Below are 16,926 nucleotides of genomic sequence, written 5' to 3'. Positions count from 1 at the left end.
CGTTTATTCCGTTATTGCACCTATCATTACTGAAAAGCCCTTTTGTTTCATCAATTATTTGAAAAAAGGGCTTATTTTTATGTTACTGAGAGACATTTACCGCGATTGCGTTCTTTTCTCGCTCCTGGCGTTTGGCCAGTCGCTTGGTTCTATCGACTACATCACCCACCAGCTGACCACAAGCGGCATCGATATCATCGCCTCGGGTACGTCTGACTATGGTGGTGATGCCGGCGGCTTGCAGTACCTTGGAGAAACGGTCGATGCGTGAGTTGCTGGAACGACCATATTCATTGCCCGGGAAGGGGTTGAATGGGATCAAGTTCACCTTAGAAGGCGTGCCTTTTAGGGTTTGCACCAACTCATGGGCATGATCCGTGCTATCGTTTACTTCCTGCAGCATCACGTATTCTACCGTCACTTCCTTATTCGCTTTAGACCCGTCGATATAACGACGACAAGCGGCCAGGAACTCTTCGATCGGGTACTTCTTGTTAATTGGTACCAACTCGTCACGCAATGGATTGTTCGGTGCGTGCAAAGAAATAGCCAGAGCCACGTCGATTTGCTCTTTAAGCAAATCAAGGGCCGGCACCACGCCTGAGGTACTTAGGGTAACGCGACGTTTCGACAGGCCAAAGGCCCAATCGTCCATCATCAGTTCCATCGCAGGCACGACGTTTTTAAGGTTTAGCAAAGGCTCACCCATGCCCATCATGACCACATTGGTAATAGGACGACGGGTGCTATCGCCATGCAGGCCGATATCTTTGGCCACACGCCACACCTGACCTATGATTTCCGACACCTTAAGGTTACGGTTAAAGCCCTGCTGCGCGGTCGAGCAGAAGGTACATTCAAGGGCACAGCCAACCTGAGAAGACACACACAAGGTAGCGCGGTCTTTTTCCGGGATCCACACAGTTTCTACTTCCTGGCCACCATCAAGGATAAGTGCGTACTTGATAGTACCGTCGCTAGAAGGTTGTTTAACCGTGATCTCCGGCGCACGAATTTCACATTCGGCTTGCAGGCGAGCCTTCAGCTTCTTATTCAGATTGCTCATTTCTTCGAAGTTATCGATGCCGAAATGATAGATCCACTTCATCACCTGATCGGCACGAAACGGCTTTTCACCAATGGATGCAAAATAGTCGCGCATACCTTGGCGATTAAAATCGAGTAAATTGATTTTTTTCTCAGTCGTGGCCATGAATAAACCTCTATCAGGTGACGGATAAAACGAAGGCGGCAATTGTACACAATTTAACCATTATAGCAATTTCTTAGTTCACTCAGCGCAGAGCAAATAAACTAAGGAATTGCATGAGACAAGAAAAGGGCCTGAAGGCCCTTCCCTGGTTCTGCTTACAACTCGAAATTAACGAGTACGTGGGCAGATTTCTTCTTCAGCGAAGAAGTAAGCGATTTCGCGAGCAGCAGACTCAGGAGCGTCTGAACCGTGTACCGCGTTCTCGTCGATGCTGTCAGCATAGTCAGCACGTAGAGTACCAGCAGCCGCTTCAGCTGGGTTAGTAGCACCCATGATTTCGCGGTTTTTACGTACTGCATCTTCACCTTCAAGAACCTGAACCATTACTGGGCCAGAAGTCATGAAAGAAACAAGGGCACCAAAGAAAGGACGCTCTTTGTGCTCAGCGTAGAAGCCTTCAGCTTGCTCTTGTGAAAGGTGAACCATTTTAGATGCTACGATCTTAAGACCAGCAGACTCGAAACGGTTGTAGATTGCACCGATGTGGTTTTTAGCTACCGCATCAGGCTTAACGATAGAGAAAGTGCGCTCTAAAGCCATGTGTTGCTCCAAATAACGTTAAATTTAAGTGTTAAACTTTACCGGGCGCGAATTATACGCGCTTTAGCATGAAAATCCTACTACATTGTGACCCAGGCAAGACTAACAAATTTTTGTGACGCTTTGACTAATGGGCCTCACGGAACCCGGGCCATAGACCGGATGCAGCTCCACCAGCTCACCCAAACCCTGATCCAAATCAAAATCCCCAGCGGGCACACGCGCTAGAATCCGCCGCTATTTTTTACCTCAGTTGACTCGGACTCAGCCAAGGATTTAACCATGTCTATCTTTACTCCTGAATTACTTAGCCCGGCGGGCAGCTTAAAAAACATGCGCTACGCTTTTGCTTATGGCGCCGATGCGGTTTATGCCGGACAACCCAGATACAGTTTACGGGTGCGCAACAACGAATTTAATCTCGCCAACTTAGAGCAGGGTATCAATGAAGCCCATGCGCAAAATAAAAAGCTTTACGTGGTGTCTAACATCGCTCCGCATAATGCCAAGGTAAAAACCTATTTGCGTGATATCGAGCCGGTTATCGCCATGAAACCGGATGCGCTGATCATGTCCGATCCGGGTCTGATCATGCTGGTGAAAGAAAAATGGCCGGATATGCCCATTCATTTGAGCGTGCAGGCCAATGCGGTGAACTATGCCAGCGTGCTGTTCTGGGCTAAGCAAGGCATAGAGCGGGTTATTTTATCCCGGGAATTGTCACTGGAAGAAATCGGTGAAATCCGCGAGCTTTGCCCTAACACCGAGTTAGAAGTGTTTGTGCACGGCGCCCTGTGTATGGCCTATTCTGGGCGTTGCCTGCTCAGCGGTTATATCAACAAGCGTGACCCGAACCAAGGCACCTGCACCAACGCCTGTCGCTGGAGCTATGATGTCAAACCCGGCGAAGAAACAGAAACCGGTGACCTGGTGCACAAGATCGATCCGACTCTGGGCCTGGGTGAGCCAACCAAGGAAGTCTTTATGCTCGAAGAGCAAGGTCGCCCGGGGGAATACATGCCTGCATTCGAAGACGAGCACGGCACCTACATCATGAATTCCAAGGACCTGCGCGCGGTGCAATATGTGGATGCGCTGACGCGTATGGGTGTGCACAGCTTGAAGATAGAAGGCCGCACCAAATCCTTCTATTACGTGGCACGCACCGCTCAGGTTTATCGTCGCGCCATCGACGATGCGGTGGCCGGCAAGCCCTTCGACCCGACGCTGATGAAGAGCCTGGAGCATCTGGCACACCGTGGCTATACCGAAGGCTTCTTAAAGCGCCATGCACATCAGGACTACCAAAATTATGACTATGGCCATTCGGTCTCCGACTCGCAGCAGTTTGTCGGTGAAGTGTTAGGACGCACCAACAATGGCCTGGTGGAAATCGATGTGAAAAACAAATTCTGTACCGGCCATTCGTTAGAGCTGATGACGCCACAGGGCAATATCAACTTTAACCTTGAGCATATGGAAAATAAAAAGGGCGAAAGCATAGACGATGCTAAGGGCTCGGGCCATATAGTTCGTATTCCACTGCCGGAAGATCTGGACCTGGATAAAGCCATACTGCTGCGCAACCTAGCGCCGGGTCAGGACACTCGTAACCCCTTCCCTACCCAGGGGTGAGACTACAAGGCATTGTGATAGGCGGTAATACGGCGCTCTAAATCCAGTTCCAGCACCACCTGAGTGCGGTGTGGTAACTGAGTTAAGGCATGACGGGTAAGGCGCTCAAAGTAGCTTATAAAATCAGCGACTTGCGTCTTGCTCATGGTGTGGGTCGTATGACCGACGCGGGCAATCAGTTTTTGCTCCTGCTGCCAGCGCCAGGCCAGCACCGCATCGAAGCTTGGCGCCTTCAGCATTATACTGATATCGGCATCGGCAAATACCGGCTGATAATGCTGTGCCAGGCAAGTATTCACATAGCGCCGCCAGCGGCCATCCGCATCTTGCTCTTGCTCAAGGGCATTAATGGGCACCAGCAAGGCTTCTTCGCTTTGCGCTGGTGTGCCCACACACCAGCCTTCAATAATAAGCACGTCGATGGGGCGCGAGAAGTGCTGCCACTCCCCGGGGTCACAGGGCTCGTCCATCGCTTTATTGAAGCGTGGCACGCTCAGCGGTGCTTGCCCCTCACGCACAGCGTCCACCAGCTTATGCAAACGGTCTATATCATGTGTTCCGGGCACGCCCCGGGTCACCAATAAGGGATGCACCTGCTGCGCCAATTCATAACGCTGCGCCTGGGAGTAGTAAAAGTCATCCAAGGAGCAGGCGCAGACATTAAGTCCGCCTTCTTCCCGCAGGTGGCAGGCGAGATAATCCGCCAGAGTGCTTTTGCCCGAGCCTTGCGCGCCGTTGATAGTCACAAACAGTGCTGCCCTTGGCTTTTTGGTGGCACTAATTTGCTGCGCCAAGGGCGCAAAATAGTCCGTGATCTGTGCCCCATACTGAGCTGTCAGTTTATGACGAGATAAAAATGCCGCTGTATCCATCTTAGCGCTCTGCCCTTTTGTTACCCTGTCTAGCCTCAGTGCATACCCTGGGCCAACATATAAGTACATTATAAAACAGTGGCTTATTTACTCCACCTTGAAGAGTGGCACCAGTTTGGTGCAACAAGGAGCCCAACCGAGCGACGTTTACACATCAAGCATTCTTTGTTTTAGATCAAAACAAGGCGAATTAGCCTCACCTTGGCTAGTGAGTCACAGGGGAATTTTATGTACCATCGCGCACCTGCGTTTATGGGGTAAAAAAATGTCATTACTGATCAACGACAAATGCATTAACTGCGATATGTGCGAACCCGAGTGCCCGAATGGTGCCATTTATATGGGTGCGGAGATTTATCAAATAGAGCCAAGTAAATGCACCGAATGCGTCGGCCATTATGATAACCCAACCTGTGTGAGCGTATGCCCCATCGACTGTATCAAGCCCGACCCCGAGCATAAGGAAACACTCGCTGAGCTCGCCGATAAATATGTACAGCTAACACAAGGCGACGAGCCCAACTAACCACCTGCATGGATTAATCCTTAGCAGGCGTGACATCAGTTTGTTTGTCACTCGGCAGCGCCTTCGTTGGCTGCAACAACATCTGGGTGAGCGAGTCTTGTATGGCCTTTCTCTGCGCCGCCACTAACTGGGCCAACGCCTCTTGCGTGGTCTGCTTAATGGCCTGCTCCACTTCCTGCACCAGGGTATTGGCATGGGTCAGTGAGCTCATTAACAGTAGACCGGAAACTATGGCTGCATGTAGGTATTTCATAATGGTATCCTTGGTTCAAGCTAGTAAGTAAATGTCTCTTAGTTACTATCAACGACCGTGCCAAAATAAAATAACCATAAAATTCAACAACCTGAAAACATGGTTCTATTTTCACCACACAAATAACGTCCGCGAACGGACACCTCTGTGTCCAAGGCCGGACACCTCTGTGTCCAAGGCCGGACACTTATCGTCATCCATCTAGAAATATGATTTTGTGGGTCGGCGCGCTGTGCCGACATTGCTACAGAAGGGCATTTTTGTCGGCCTAAAAGACCGACCTACAAAGCCGGCCTACATCTAGGGCTATGTTATGCGCCGACTATGCCCAGGGGTGTGGCGGTGCGCCAGGCACCGCGGGTAAAGTCTGGAATAGTGATGGACTCACTGCGATTGGCTACCGATTGCGCCGACAGTGGCGAAATCACCGACCAGGCGGCGCCGTCATAGACATCCTGATCCAAGGCCTCACCATTTCGTAAACAATAGATCATGCGCCAGAACATCAAGAAATCCATACCGCCATGACCGCCATTGCGCTCGGCTTCTGCACCCATTTTCTGCCACAAGGGGTGATCATATTTATCGTACCAGGGCTGCATATCGTATTCCCATTCGTGGAAACTCTTGTTGCCGCCATGCTCCAAGGCAATGCGGTTAGGGAAACCGGCGAAAACCCCATTGGTGCCCTGGATCAGGTTGTGACGACTATAGGGGCGCGGCGTGGTGGTATCGTGTTGCACCATGATACTGCGGCCGTTAACGGTTTTGATCAGCGTGGTATTCATGTCGCCGGCAATATACTTAAGTTGATTACGCCCGTGCTCCGCCGGGAATTCACGCTGGGCGTAGGCGGCACGGCCCAGAGCAGGCGAGCTCATGGAGGTGAGGTAATCAAAACGATCACCCCGGTTGATATTCATATACTGGGAAACCGGGCCCAAACCGTGCGTGGGGTAAAGGTTGCCATCACGGCGCGTATGCCAGGCGGTACGCCACGAGCCTGTCTTGTGCTCGATTTCTTTCATCTGCCAGCGCAGCTCATGAATATAGGCCGCCTCACCGTGAAGTAACTCGCCGAAGACCCCCTGGCGCACCATGTTCAATACCATCAACTCGTCACGGCCGTAGTTGACGTTTTCCATCATCATGCAGTTTTTCTGGGTGCGCTCGGCGGTGTCGACTATCTCCCACATTTCTTCAACCGTCAGCGCCAGTGGCACCTCGACAAAGGCGTGCTTGCCACTGTTCATGGTGTCGATGGCCATGGGCGCATGCCAGCGCCAGGGCGTGGAAATAATCACTATGTCTATATCATCGCGGGCCAACATGTCTTTATAGGCCAGCTCGCTGTCACCGTAGGCGGTGGGTTTTTCCTTGCCTTCTTGAACCAGGAAGTCGACGGCGCGATCCAGCACCTCTTGGTGAGTATCACAAATGGCTTTGATTTCGGCGCCCTCAATGTAGCTCATGCGTTTTACATGGCCATAGCCACGCTGACCCACACCGATAAAGCCGACCCGCACCACATCCATTTTTGGGGCGATTAAACCGATCACCGATTGGCCTTGCGCCTTTGGTGTAGCCGCAGCGCCAGCGGCTGAACCGGTCCCGGCGCAGCCCGCCATCGACGCCGTCGCGGCGGCACCGGCCACCGCTCCCGCCGCCTTTAAAAAATCGCGTCTGTTGAATTGTTTCATGCTCGTTCCTCAGTCTTGCCTTTCCAGGCTTTTCTAGCAAGCTAGCGTAAAGCACCAAGGCAGGCAAAAGGAACGAGATTAATGGCAAATGAAAGCGATAAAAAACCCAGCTATTTGCTGGGTCTGTAGTTTAAGCATTATCAATCAGCGACTTAAGCCTTTTTTGTTGCGCCAGTACGCTGCGATACAGGGCAAACTGATTATTGGCTCTGTCGAGATTATGGCGGCCGTGCTTAATGCTGAAATAATGGTCGCCGTCGATATAGTCGGTAAGAAAACGCACCCCGATCATAAAGGGCATCACCCTGGCGCCAAGCCAGAAGCTGGCCTTTTCCTCGGCGGTAATGTGCGCCTTTAAAGGCTCAATGTAGCCCTTAACCAGGGCGGCAAAGATTTCTTCACGCACCCGCACATTCGCCAGGTTAATACTGTCTTCTTCTTCCGGCGAGCAGAAGGTGCGCACCATGTCGCCAAAATCGAATAACCAATAACCAGGCATGCAGGTGTCCAGATCGATCACCGCTTTGGCCGCGGGCGCTGCCGCGGGTGCAGCCGCGGGCGCTGCCACAGGCGCAGCCTTTGGCTCTGACGTACCCTGCTTGTCACTAAACAACATATTGTTGATTTTGGTGTCGTTATGACAAGGACGCAAAGGTATTTGCGCGGTAACCGTCACCACTTCATCTATTAGGAAAGCTTGCTCGCGACAAAAATCCAACTGCTGCTGTACGTCCTTAACACGACCGAGTTTATCGGCTTGCACGGCCTGCTCCAGCATGTCCATGCGCATGGCGAGATTATGAAAATCCTTGATCACCGGATACAAGGACTCGGCGTCGAAATCCTGCAGCGCGGCGGCAAAGCGACCAAAGGCACTGGCAGCAACCTGAGCCTGCAAGGGCGACCGCACCACCTCTTCACTGCGGCTGTTACCGATAAACTCCAGGGCCCGCCAATGCTCACCATCAGTGCTCAGCAAATAGCTCCCCTCCAGGGTGGGCACATGCTTGATCACTTCAAGATCATACTGGCTTGCCTGATGTTTTTGCATCAGGTGCTGCTCAATTTTACGGGCATTGGCGACTAGTTTTTCGGGCTCAGGAAAGACTTGGGTATTGAGTTTCTGCACCACCACACTGCCATCGCGATGTCCTAACAACATGGTGGTATTGATATGGCCGTTGCCTATGGTCTTTAAGCTCAGTGGTGGCGCAAAGCCGTATTGCTGCGCTAACAGCTGCGCATAATAATCTGTATTCATAGGTGTATGTTTGGCAGCCCCGTTACTTATGGCTTAATCCCTTAAGCGCGGCGATATTCCGAGCCAGTAGGGGCAATTCATCTTTATAGGTCATCCCCATCCAAGCCTGCTTGGCGGCGTATACCTCGACCACAGCTAAGTGCTGGTCAATGCCGTATTGGATTTGATCGGGAAGATAATACTCCTTTGCGTTGCCCTTGTCATGGTGACCAAGGAAGTCAGCAAAGTTTTCTGCCAAAATCGTAAAGAGTCGCTTGTCTATCCCCCAAAAGGTCATGGACGCAAGGACATCCGAAGCCAAAGCTCTCGCCTGTCCCTTGTCGTTGAGGCCAACTAAGGTGCCATCTTCCTGGTATTGGATATTCAGCACTTCATCTACGCGCAAGAGTTGCTGCAGCTCATTAAGGGCACAAATACCGCGATTAACTCCTCCTTGCTCCGACAAGGTTTGTTGCAGTGGATAGGCCACACAGGCCCAGTTGCTGCTGCGCTTAAAGTGTTGCACCAGTTGCTTATAGGCCTGGCTGCCGTAATAATCATCGGCGGTGATCACTATGGCCTTGTCGATAACCGCCTCTTTCGCGCATAACAGTGCATGACCCGTGCCCCAGGGCTTTTGCCGCTGTGCTGCACGCTGTGCGTGCTCGGCGGGAACATCTTCAAGGCGCTGCTCAACCAGGGTGACTTCCAGATCGGCGGGCAGCTTAGGCAATATCTCTTGCTCAATATAAGCGCGCACGGCAGCGTTGATCACCAGCACCAGATGGCGAATACCGGCGTGATAAGCATCTTCAATGCTCAATTCCATTATGGTGCGATTGACTCCGGGCAGCGGGGCGATTTGCTTGGCGCCGCCAAAACGACTGCCTAATCCGCCCGCCAACACGACCAAACTAATATGAGGATTCACAAGCACTTATCCATTACTGCAAAAATGAGAGTGTAACGACTAGCGTCCCGGCACTGCAAATATCTGGGTTAGCATACCCGTTTAAATGCCGCTAACCGATATTTAAGCACAGGTACTTTTCTTCCAGATACTCGTCCAGTCCCTGATGGCCGCCTTCGCGTCCCAGGCCCGATTGCTTTACGCCGCCAAAGGGTGCAACCGGGTTGGAAATAAGCCCTTCGTTGATCCCCACCATACCGTATTCCAGTGCCTCGCCGACACGGTAAATCTGGCTTATGTCCTGACTGTAAAAATAAGCCGCCAAACCATAAGGAACGGCATTGGCCTGAGTAATCGCCTCGGCCTCATCGCTAAAGGTGGCGACGGTAAGCACGGGACCAAAGATCTCTTCCTGACTGATGCGCATCTCGGCATTTACATTGGTAAGCAACAGCGGCGCCACATAGTTACCGTCTAAGGAAGCAGCCTGGTTAACCTGTTTGGCACCTTGTTCAAGCGCGTCTTCTACCAGTTGCAACACCTTGTCTTTGGCGGCAGGGTAAATCAAGGGACCAATATCCACCCCGGCACTAAAGCCATCACCCACCCTTAAGGCCTGGACTCGTTCGGCCAGTTTGACGGTTAAGTCCTCAGCGACGCTCTCATCCACCAAGACTCGGTTTACACAGACACAGGTTTGTCCGGCATTGCGAAATTTGCTGGCAATAATGCCATCGGCGGCCTTATCCAGATCGGCGCTGGCAAACACCAGCAGGGGTGCGTTACCGCCAAGCTCCATGGAGGTGCGTTTTATCGTTGGGGCACACTGGGCCAGTAATTGCCTGCCCACGGCGGTGGAGCCGGTAAAGGTGAATTTGCGCACCACCTCTGAAGCACAGAGCTGCTCTCCCACTTCCTTGGCGCGATCGCTCAGCAGCACATTAAAAGCGCCCGGTTCGAAGCCGGCTTCATGGGCTAAGTGCGCCAGGGCCAAGGCAGATAAAGGCGTATGCTCGGAGGGTTTTAAAATAAAGCTGCACCCGGCGGCATAAGCCGGTGCCACCTTGCGGGTGATCATGGCGATAGGAAAATTCCACGGAGTGATGCCGGCCACCACGCCCACACCTTGCTTAATAACCGAAATTCTATGCTTGTCATTGCTGGCGGGAATAAGCTCACCATAGCTTCGCCTGGCCTGCTCGGCATACCATTTTATATAGTCGGCCCCATATTTAACCTCCCCAAGCGCTTCCGCCAAGGGCTTGCCCTGCTCCTTGGTCATCAGCTCGGCCAGTGCCTGCTGGTTAGCGATCACCAGGTCATACCAACGCTCAAGCACCTGGGCACGATGCTCACAACTGGTATTTTTTAAACTGCTAAAGGCCCGCTCGGCGGCACTAATGGCTTGCTCGACTTGAGCCGCTGTTACCCGGGATACGCTCGCCAAAACACTGTTGTCGGCGGGATTAAATACATCAAACTCCCCCTCTCCCTCTAGCCACTGGCCATCGATAAAGGACTGGGTAAATAACAAGGCCGTACTCATATAAGTCTCCCAATAAAAAAGCCGCTGATTCTATGATACAGCGGCTTTTTCTAATTTACATGCGTGAAAGCTTAATGCTCTTCATTCACTATATTGAGGTTGTATTTGGGGATCTCAACCACCAAATCCTCGTCGGCTACTCTGGCCTGGCAACCCAGGCGCGACTCAGACTCTAGCCCCCAGGCTTTATCCAGCATATCATCTTCAAGCTCATCGCTTTCTTCCAAAGAGTCAAAGCCCTCACGAATAATCACATGGCAGGTAGTACAGGCACAGGACTTTTCGCAGGCATGAGGAATGCTGATGCCATTTTTAAGCGCCACATCCAATACCGTCTCACCGGCCTTGGCTTCGATGGCTGCGCCCTCTGGGCATAGCTCTTCATTGGGTAAAAAGATAATTTGTGGCATTGCTTATACCTCATCTACTGATTGGCCTTTCAAGGCCTTTTTAATTGATGCATCCATACGACGGGCGGCAAACTCGCTACTCGCCGCATCCACCTTTTCGATGGCGTCTTTAATCTTTTGTGGCTCTGTGGTGCTGGCACTGATCGCCTGCATCTCTGCCATGGCTTCACGTAGCGTCGCCAGTTCTTGCTCGTCCAGTAAGTGGCTGTCGGTGGCAAGCGATGCTTCCAAAGCTTCATGTACGCGTAAGACTTCTACCTGTTGCTCTTTGAGCATACGCGCCTGCATATCTTCTTTGGCGTTGCTCATCGAGGACTTAAGCATCTCGGCTACCTGATCATCGGATAAGCCAAATGAAGGTTTCACCTGAATTTCCGCCTGTACGCCGGTGGATTTCTCCATCGCAGTCACGCTTAGCAGACCGTCGGCATCCACATTGAAGGTCACGCGAATATGCGCCGCACCGGCGGCCATAGGCGGAATACCTTTAAGACTGAATTTAGCCAAAGAGCGACAATCGTCAACCAGTTCACGCTCGCCTTGCAGCACATGCAGTGACATGGCCGTTTGCCCGTCTTTAAAGGTGGTAAATTCCTGCGCGCGCGCTACCGGAATGGTGGTATTGCGAGGAATGATCTTCTCGACCAGGCCACCCATGGTTTCCAAACCAAGAGACAGGGGTAATACGTCCAACAGCAACATATCCGCTTCCGGCTTGTTGCCTACCAGGATATCCGCCTGAATGGCGGCACCAATGGCCACAACGCGATCCGGGTCTATGCTGGTTAACGGCTCTTTAGCAAAGAACTCACCCACCTGCTCACGCACGATAGGCATGCGGGTCGAGCCGCCCACCATTACTACCTCTAGTACCTCATCGGTGCCTATTCCGGCATCTTTTAGGGCACGACGACAGCTACGCAGGGTTTTCTTCACCAGAGGCAGAGCCAGTTCGGCGAATAATTCACGCGTGACTTCAACTGTATGCGTTTGTCCATCGAACTCCAGGCCAACATTGACTTTGGCGTAGTTTGTAAGTGCTTCCTTACAAGCTTTCGCTTTATTGATAAATAAACGCAGGGTATTGGCTGATAGGTTTTGAGCTGAAGTTTGCTGCTTGAAGTGTTCAACTAATAACGCATCGAAATCATCACCGCCGAGGGCTGAGTCACCACCGGTAGCCAGCACTTCAAAGACCCCTTTATTAAGGCGCAGGATAGAAATATCAAAGGTACCACCGCCCAGGTCATACACGGCGATTACCCCTTCCTGGCCCGAGTCCAGGCCATAGGCTACCGCCGCGGCGGTTGGCTCGTTCAATAGGCGCAGCACCTTGATGCCGGCCAGTTGCGCCGCATCCTTGGTACTGTGACGCTGGGCATCATCAAAATAGGCAGGAACAGTGATCACCGCGCCGGTAATGGTATCGCCACCGAAGCTTTGCTCGGCACGCTCACGCAGGGCGTTTAAGATATCGCTCGATGCCTGTACCGGGCTGATATTGCCTTGGCGGGTACGAATATGCAAACTGCCGTTGTCATCGCTGAATTCATAGGGCAATTGACCATAGCTACTTTCTATTTCCGCCTGGGTTTTACCTAGGAAACGCTTAACTGAAATCAGGGTATTATGCGGGTCGTCTGCGGCATGAACCGCAGCTTCTTGGCCAACCACATGGCCTTGCTCTAAATAGCGCACAACGGAAGGCAACATGGCGTTACCCAGCTCATCGGTGAGGGTTCTGGCCTCGCCGCTTTGCACCGTGGCCACCAAGGAATTGGTGGTACCTAGATCGATACCTACCGCGAGTTTATGTTCATGAGGTGCCGTGCTTTGCCCCGGCTCAGCAATTTGCAGTAATGCCATGTGTGTTATAAAACCTTTTTACTCAATGCTGATTAGTCACTAGTCGTCAAATAATTCATCTTCAATGCGCTTCAGCTCGTCTTTTAATTTAAAAACAAACTTGAGTTTTCGCACGTTATCCGCCGCTTTTTGCCAATCATTTTCATCCTGGCTGGCTAATAGACTTTGCAGCTCATTGCTGTATTCGTTGTTCAACTCTTTAATGTGCTGCTCTAGCTTGGCAATCGCCGCATCTGGGTCATCGCTTGTCTTGACCTCTTCAAGCTCTTCACGCAGCTCCATTTGCTGCATCAAGAACATAGGATCTTGCAGGGTTTGCTGCTCGCCACGAATTTCCAGACCTAACTCGGCCAGCATATATTCGGCGCGTTTAAGCGGGTGCTTAAGGGTTTGCAGGGCATCGTTAATTTCCGCCGTTTTTTGCACCGCCAGCAGCTTTTCTCGCTCACTGCCGCCACTGTGTCGGTCCGGATGCGCCGCCCGTTGCAAATCTAAATAGCGGGCGCCGATCACTTGCAGATCGACGTCATAATTTACCGGGATCGAAAACAATTCAAAATAACGCATGAAAAACCTTTATAACGAAAAGCCCTACATAAGGTAGGGCTTAAGCGAATACAATACCTGATCCTGAGCAACGCCTTGCCCAATAAGTGCCGTTATACGGTAAAGCTCTCGCCGCAACCACATTCACCATTTTGGTTCGGGTTATTGAATTTAAACCCTTCGTTTAAACCTTCTTTGGTGAAGTCCAGCTCGGTACCATCTATGTATACCAGGCTCTTTGCGTCAACAACGACCGTTACGCCCTTGTGTTCGAAGGTTTCATCACCTTCGCTAAGTTCATCAACAAACTCAAGAACGTAGGCAAGCCCTGAACAGCCTGTGGTTTTAATGCCCACACGCAGACCCAATCCTTTACCACGATTGTCTAGAAAGGATTTTACGCGCTCCGCCGCTGCATCTGTTAAGGTGATTGCCATACTACTGCCTTATTTGCCGTGTTTACTCTTGTAATCTTTAATCGCTGCCTGGATCGCATCTTCTGCCAGAATTGAACAGTGGATTTTCACCGGTGGCAACTCAAGCTCGGCGCTGATGTCGGTGTTTTTGATTTCCGCAGCTTCGTCAAGAGTCTTGCCCTTAACCCACTCGGTTACCAATGATGATGATGCAATGGCACTACCACAACCGTAAGTTTTAAACTTCGCGTCTTCAATAACGCCTTGCTCAGAAACCTTGATTTGTAGCTTCATTACGTCACCACACGCCGGTGCACCAACCATGCCCGTCGCTACGCTTGGATCATTTTTGTCAAGAGAGCCAACGTTACGTGGATTCTCTACGTGATCTATTACTTTATCACTGTATGCCATAACTTTTACCTCGCTACCTTGTTACTGCCAAGGCTTAATGATGTGCCCACTCAACCGACTCTAAATCAATCCCTTCCTGATGCATCTCCCAAAGTGGAGACATCTCACGAAGTCGGCTAATAGACTCTTTAATAAGTTTAACGGTGTAGTCGATTTCTTCTTCGGTGGTAAAGCGACCAATGCTGAAACGGATTGAACTGTGCGCCAACTCATCGTTACGACCTAGGGCACGCAATACGTATGAAGGCTCAAGGCTGGCCGATGTACAGGCTGAACCTGAAGAAACCGCAATGTCTTTAACTGCCATTAGCAGCGACTCACCTTCAACGAAGTTGAAGCTGATATTGACTATGCAGGCACAGAGTGCTCTGGTGCACCGTTGAAGTATACTTCGTCCATATCCTTCATAATGCCGTCGATTAGACGAGTGCGTAAGGCACTGATATGGGCGTGATCTTTATCGAAATCTTGTTTAGCGATGCGGAAAGCCGCACCCATGCCGACGATCTGGTGCGTGGCTAGAGTGCCCGAACGCATACCGCGCTCGTGACCACCGCCGTGCATTTGCGCTTCTAGGCGAGCACGTGGCTTACGACGCACGTAAAGGGCACCAATACCCTTAGGACCATAGACCTTGTGGCCAGAGAAGGACATGAAATCAACTTTCAGCTCTTGCAGGTCAATTTTCACCTTGCCAGCGCTTTGTGCAGCATCAACATGGAACATGATCTTGCGCTCTCGGCACATCTCACCGATGGTGGCGATGTCTTGAATCACACCTAGCTCGTTGTTTACGTGCATTACGCTTACTAGGATGGTGTCATCGCGCATGGCGGCTTCAAGCTTTTTCAGATCAAGCAGACCGTTAGCTTCCACGTCCATATAGGTTACTTCAAAACCTTGACGCTCAAGCTCACGACAAGTGTCGATTACCGCTTTATGCTCGGTGCGCACGGTAATAATGTGCTGGCCTTTCCTCTTGTAGAAGTTAGCGGCACCTTTGATGGCCAAGTTATTTGACTCTGTGGCACCCGAAGTAAATACGATTTCGCGTGGATCGGCATTAATCAGCTCAGCGATATCGTGACGCGCCTGATCGATTGCCTCCTCGGCCTGCCAACCAAAGCGGTGCGAACGTGATGCTGGGTTACCAAAATTACCTTCCATTGTCAGGCATTGCATCATTTCTTCGGCAACGCGCGAGTCCACTGGCGTTGTTGCTGCATAATCTAAATAAATTGGTAACTTCATACTTTCTCCGCTCACGGCAACCCTGGGGTTGCTCACAATTGACAGCTGACTTCTATATTCTCTAACTTGCTCAGGGCATCACTTAGGCTTTTATCCTGGCGCTGGGCCACTTCTTTAATGTCGGACTTATTGACCAACTCGGCTAACGTGATGCCATGTAAAAATTCTTCAATGCGCTGACTTAACTCAGTCCACAGGGTGTGGGTAAGGCAACGCATACCACTTTGGCAGCCGCCCTCAGCACCATGACAACGAGTGGCATCCACCGACTCATTTACGGCGCTAATCACATCACCCACGGAAATGGCACTGGCCTCTTTGCCGAGCAAATAACCGCCGCCAGGGCCTCGTACCGAGGTCACCAAACCTTGCTTACGCAAGCGCGCGAATAATTGCTCCAGATAAGACAAGGAGATTTCTTGCCGCTCGGAAATGTCGGCAAGGGGAACGGGCCCAACATCTGTGTGTAGCGCAACATCGAGCATAGCGGTAACCGCATATCTGCCTTTAGATGTTAACTTCATAACGCCCCCATACTCATCAAGAGTGTGAATTTTAATTACCTGAGTATTAGAGTCAAGTATTTACTAGTACTTGAGTGAAATACTCGGGTATTCATTCACATTGTAAATACCTGAGTAATTTAGTCAAGTATTATTCACCCTGAAAAGCCTAAGTTGGGACCTTTATTTTGGCTCTTTCATTTGTTTGTCGACAGAGGTCAACATGCCGCGCAAAATGTTCAGCTCCTGTTGCTCTGGACGCGCTCGGTTAAACAAGCGTTTTAGCTTGGTCATAACCTGACCCGGGTGCTGCTTAATGATAAAGCCGGTGTCGCCAAAGGTTTTTTCCAGATGCTCATAAAAGCGCTGCATCTGCTCGTTGCTCGGGTATTCGGCTTCATCTTCTTCAACCACCTGCTCTTGCCTATCAAGGAACTGCATGCGGGTTTCATAGCACAGGGTTTGCACCGCCATAGCCAAGTTCAGTGAGCTGTACTCTGGGTTCGCGGGAATACAAACATGGAAATTACACAGTTGCAGCTCATCATTACTGAGGCCGCTGTTTTCACGACCAAAGACCAGGGCCACAGGGCCTTGCTGAGACTCGCTAACCAGCTTTTCGCCACAGCCACGGGGGTCAACCATGGGCCAGCTCAGGGTGCGTGAGCGCGCACTGGTGCCAATCGCCAGACTGCAGCCTTCAAGAGCTTCTTCTAAGGTCGAGACTGTGGTTGCAGTGCCAAGAATATCCGTGGCACCGGCCGCCAAGGCACTGGCATGACTGTCGATTTCACAGGCCGGGTCGACCAGATACAGGCTGCTAAAGCCCATGGTTTTCATCGCCCGTGCGGCGGAGCCGATATTGCCCGAATGTGAGGTGTTAACTAATACAATGCGAATATTCTCTAACGCCATAGTGATGTGCTTATGCTTTCAATAACCAATTTGCGCGCTAGTTTATCATAAGCCTTGCCAGCAGGAGTTGAAATTTCCTCCATCTTTACCCCCAAAGATGCATTGCGGTT

General features: G+C 51.2%; 17 protein-coding genes and 1 pseudogene. 2 read left to right on the top strand and 16 right to left on the bottom strand.

Annotation, left to right across the window (positions count from 1 at the left end):
* Positions 1–82: 82 nt before the first annotated feature.
* Positions 83–1,213 (bottom strand): bifunctional tRNA (adenosine(37)-C2)-methyltransferase TrmG/ribosomal RNA large subunit methyltransferase RlmN, encoded by a 1,131-nt coding sequence (locus C2M35_RS04440; protein ID WP_105200220.1) that lies wholly within the window; start codon positions 1,211–1,213, stop codon positions 83–85.
* Positions 1,214–1,381: 168 nt separating this feature from the next.
* Positions 1,382–1,813 carry a nucleoside-diphosphate kinase gene (ndk, locus tag C2M35_RS04435; RefSeq protein ID WP_105200219.1) on the bottom strand — a complete coding sequence of 144 codons (432 nt, stop codon included), beginning with the start codon at positions 1,811–1,813 and terminating at the stop codon, positions 1,382–1,384.
* 282 nt (positions 1,814–2,095) lie between these two features.
* Between ndk and trhP the strand changes: the two genes are divergently transcribed.
* Positions 2,096–3,448 carry a prephenate-dependent tRNA uridine(34) hydroxylase TrhP gene (trhP, locus tag C2M35_RS04430; RefSeq protein ID WP_199774386.1) on the top strand — a complete coding sequence of 451 codons (1,353 nt, stop codon included), beginning with the start codon at positions 2,096–2,098 and terminating at the stop codon, positions 3,446–3,448.
* 2 nt (positions 3,449–3,450) lie between these two features.
* Here trhP and C2M35_RS04425 read toward each other — a convergent pair whose 3' ends face one another.
* A complete protein-coding gene (locus C2M35_RS04425) occupies positions 3,451–4,320 on the bottom strand; it encodes a kinase (RefSeq protein ID WP_105264697.1) in 870 nt (289 codons plus the stop codon).
* Between the two features lie 265 nt (positions 4,321–4,585).
* Between C2M35_RS04425 and C2M35_RS04420 the strand changes: the two genes are divergently transcribed.
* Positions 4,586–4,846: a YfhL family 4Fe-4S dicluster ferredoxin gene (locus C2M35_RS04420; RefSeq protein ID WP_105264696.1), complete on the top strand. Its 261-nt coding sequence runs from the start codon at positions 4,586–4,588 to the stop codon at positions 4,844–4,846.
* Positions 4,847–4,859: 13 nt separating this feature from the next.
* Here the strand turns inward: C2M35_RS04420 and C2M35_RS04415 are convergent, their stop codons facing one another.
* The 13 genes and pseudogenes from C2M35_RS04415 to trmJ form a co-directional block, all read right to left on the bottom strand.
* On the bottom strand, positions 4,860–5,099 hold the full coding sequence (locus C2M35_RS04415; protein WP_105264695.1) for a hypothetical protein: 240 nt from the start codon (positions 5,097–5,099) through the stop codon (positions 4,860–4,862).
* Between the two features lie 311 nt (positions 5,100–5,410).
* Entirely contained in the window at positions 5,411–6,799 is a 1,389-nt protein-coding gene (locus C2M35_RS04410; RefSeq protein ID WP_105264694.1) for a Gfo/Idh/MocA family protein, read from the bottom strand.
* Positions 6,800–6,929: 130 nt separating this feature from the next.
* Positions 6,930–8,060 carry a phosphotransferase enzyme family protein gene (locus C2M35_RS04405; RefSeq protein ID WP_105264693.1) on the bottom strand — a complete coding sequence of 377 codons (1,131 nt, stop codon included), beginning with the start codon at positions 8,058–8,060 and terminating at the stop codon, positions 6,930–6,932.
* 22 nt (positions 8,061–8,082) lie between these two features.
* Positions 8,083–8,970 carry an NTP transferase domain-containing protein gene (locus tag C2M35_RS04400; protein WP_234000019.1) on the bottom strand — a complete coding sequence of 296 codons (888 nt, stop codon included), beginning with the start codon at positions 8,968–8,970 and terminating at the stop codon, positions 8,083–8,085.
* Positions 8,971–9,061: 91 nt separating this feature from the next.
* Positions 9,062–10,495, bottom strand: a complete 1,434-nt coding sequence (locus C2M35_RS04395; RefSeq protein WP_105264692.1) for an NAD-dependent succinate-semialdehyde dehydrogenase — start codon at positions 10,493–10,495, stop codon at positions 9,062–9,064.
* A gap of 71 nt (positions 10,496–10,566) precedes the next feature.
* Positions 10,567–10,905, bottom strand: a complete 339-nt coding sequence (gene fdx, locus C2M35_RS04390) for an ISC system 2Fe-2S type ferredoxin (RefSeq protein WP_105200213.1) — start codon at positions 10,903–10,905, stop codon at positions 10,567–10,569.
* Between the two features lie 3 nt (positions 10,906–10,908).
* The gene (hscA, locus tag C2M35_RS04385; RefSeq protein ID WP_105264691.1) at positions 10,909–12,771 is read right to left on the bottom strand and encodes a Fe-S protein assembly chaperone HscA; all 1,863 of its coding nucleotides are present in this window, start codon (positions 12,769–12,771) and stop codon (positions 10,909–10,911) included.
* 39 nt (positions 12,772–12,810) lie between these two features.
* On the bottom strand, positions 12,811–13,338 hold the full coding sequence (gene hscB / locus C2M35_RS04380) for a co-chaperone HscB (protein WP_105264690.1): 528 nt from the start codon (positions 13,336–13,338) through the stop codon (positions 12,811–12,813).
* Positions 13,339–13,430: 92 nt separating this feature from the next.
* On the bottom strand, positions 13,431–13,754 hold the full coding sequence (gene iscA, locus C2M35_RS04375; RefSeq protein WP_105200210.1) for an iron-sulfur cluster assembly protein IscA: 324 nt from the start codon (positions 13,752–13,754) through the stop codon (positions 13,431–13,433).
* 9 nt (positions 13,755–13,763) lie between these two features.
* A complete protein-coding gene (gene iscU / locus C2M35_RS04370; RefSeq protein WP_105200209.1) occupies positions 13,764–14,147 on the bottom strand; it encodes a Fe-S cluster assembly scaffold IscU in 384 nt (127 codons plus the stop codon).
* A 34-nt stretch (positions 14,148–14,181) separates the two neighbouring features.
* Positions 14,182–15,398 (bottom strand): annotated as a pseudogene (locus C2M35_RS04365) (IscS subfamily cysteine desulfurase).
* Positions 15,399–15,430: 32 nt separating this feature from the next.
* Complete coding sequence (iscR, locus tag C2M35_RS04360) at positions 15,431–15,922, bottom strand: Fe-S cluster assembly transcriptional regulator IscR (RefSeq protein WP_105200207.1); 492 nt, start codon at positions 15,920–15,922, stop codon at positions 15,431–15,433.
* A 162-nt stretch (positions 15,923–16,084) separates the two neighbouring features.
* Entirely contained in the window at positions 16,085–16,816 is a 732-nt protein-coding gene (gene trmJ / locus C2M35_RS04355; protein WP_105264689.1) for a tRNA (cytosine(32)/uridine(32)-2'-O)-methyltransferase TrmJ, read from the bottom strand.
* Positions 16,817–16,926: the final 110 nt, after the last annotated feature.

The sequence above is a fragment of the Pseudoalteromonas sp. T1lg76 genome (assembly GCF_002964725.1).
GTDB lineage: Bacteria > Pseudomonadota > Gammaproteobacteria > Enterobacterales > Alteromonadaceae > Pseudoalteromonas.
Note: the sequence above shows the minus strand (reverse complement) of the source record. Positions and strands in the feature narration are given on the sequence as shown.

Coding starts and splice junctions, on each gene's coding strand:
- ndk (WP_105200219.1), bottom strand. CDS start 1,813: ATGGCTTTAGAGCGCACTTTCTCTATCGTTAAGCCTGATGCGGTAGCT.
- C2M35_RS04395 (WP_105264692.1), bottom strand. CDS start 10,495: ATGAGTACGGCCTTGTTATTTACCCAGTCCTTTATCGATGGCCAGTGG.
- trmJ (WP_105264689.1), bottom strand. CDS start 16,816: ATGGCGTTAGAGAATATTCGCATTGTATTAGTTAACACCTCACATTCG.
- iscA (WP_105200210.1), bottom strand. CDS start 13,754: ATGGCAATCACCTTAACAGATGCAGCGGCGGAGCGCGTAAAATCCTTT.
- hscB (WP_105264690.1), bottom strand. CDS start 13,338: ATGCGTTATTTTGAATTGTTTTCGATCCCGGTAAATTATGACGTCGAT.
- hscA (WP_105264691.1), bottom strand. CDS start 12,771: ATGGCATTACTGCAAATTGCTGAGCCGGGGCAAAGCACGGCACCTCAT.
- fdx (WP_105200213.1), bottom strand. CDS start 10,905: ATGCCACAAATTATCTTTTTACCCAATGAAGAGCTATGCCCAGAGGGC.
- C2M35_RS04415 (WP_105264695.1), bottom strand. CDS start 5,099: ATGAAATACCTACATGCAGCCATAGTTTCCGGTCTACTGTTAATGAGC.
- iscU (WP_105200209.1), bottom strand. CDS start 14,147: ATGGCATACAGTGATAAAGTAATAGATCACGTAGAGAATCCACGTAAC.
- C2M35_RS04440 (WP_105200220.1), bottom strand. CDS start 1,213: ATGGCCACGACTGAGAAAAAAATCAATTTACTCGATTTTAATCGCCAA.
- C2M35_RS04420 (WP_105264696.1), top strand. CDS start 4,586: ATGTCATTACTGATCAACGACAAATGCATTAACTGCGATATGTGCGAA.
- iscR (WP_105200207.1), bottom strand. CDS start 15,922: ATGAAGTTAACATCTAAAGGCAGATATGCGGTTACCGCTATGCTCGAT.
- C2M35_RS04425 (WP_105264697.1), bottom strand. CDS start 4,320: ATGGATACAGCGGCATTTTTATCTCGTCATAAACTGACAGCTCAGTAT.
- C2M35_RS04410 (WP_105264694.1), bottom strand. CDS start 6,799: ATGAAACAATTCAACAGACGCGATTTTTTAAAGGCGGCGGGAGCGGTG.
- C2M35_RS04405 (WP_105264693.1), bottom strand. CDS start 8,060: ATGAATACAGATTATTATGCGCAGCTGTTAGCGCAGCAATACGGCTTT.
- trhP (WP_199774386.1), top strand. CDS start 2,096: ATGTCTATCTTTACTCCTGAATTACTTAGCCCGGCGGGCAGCTTAAAA.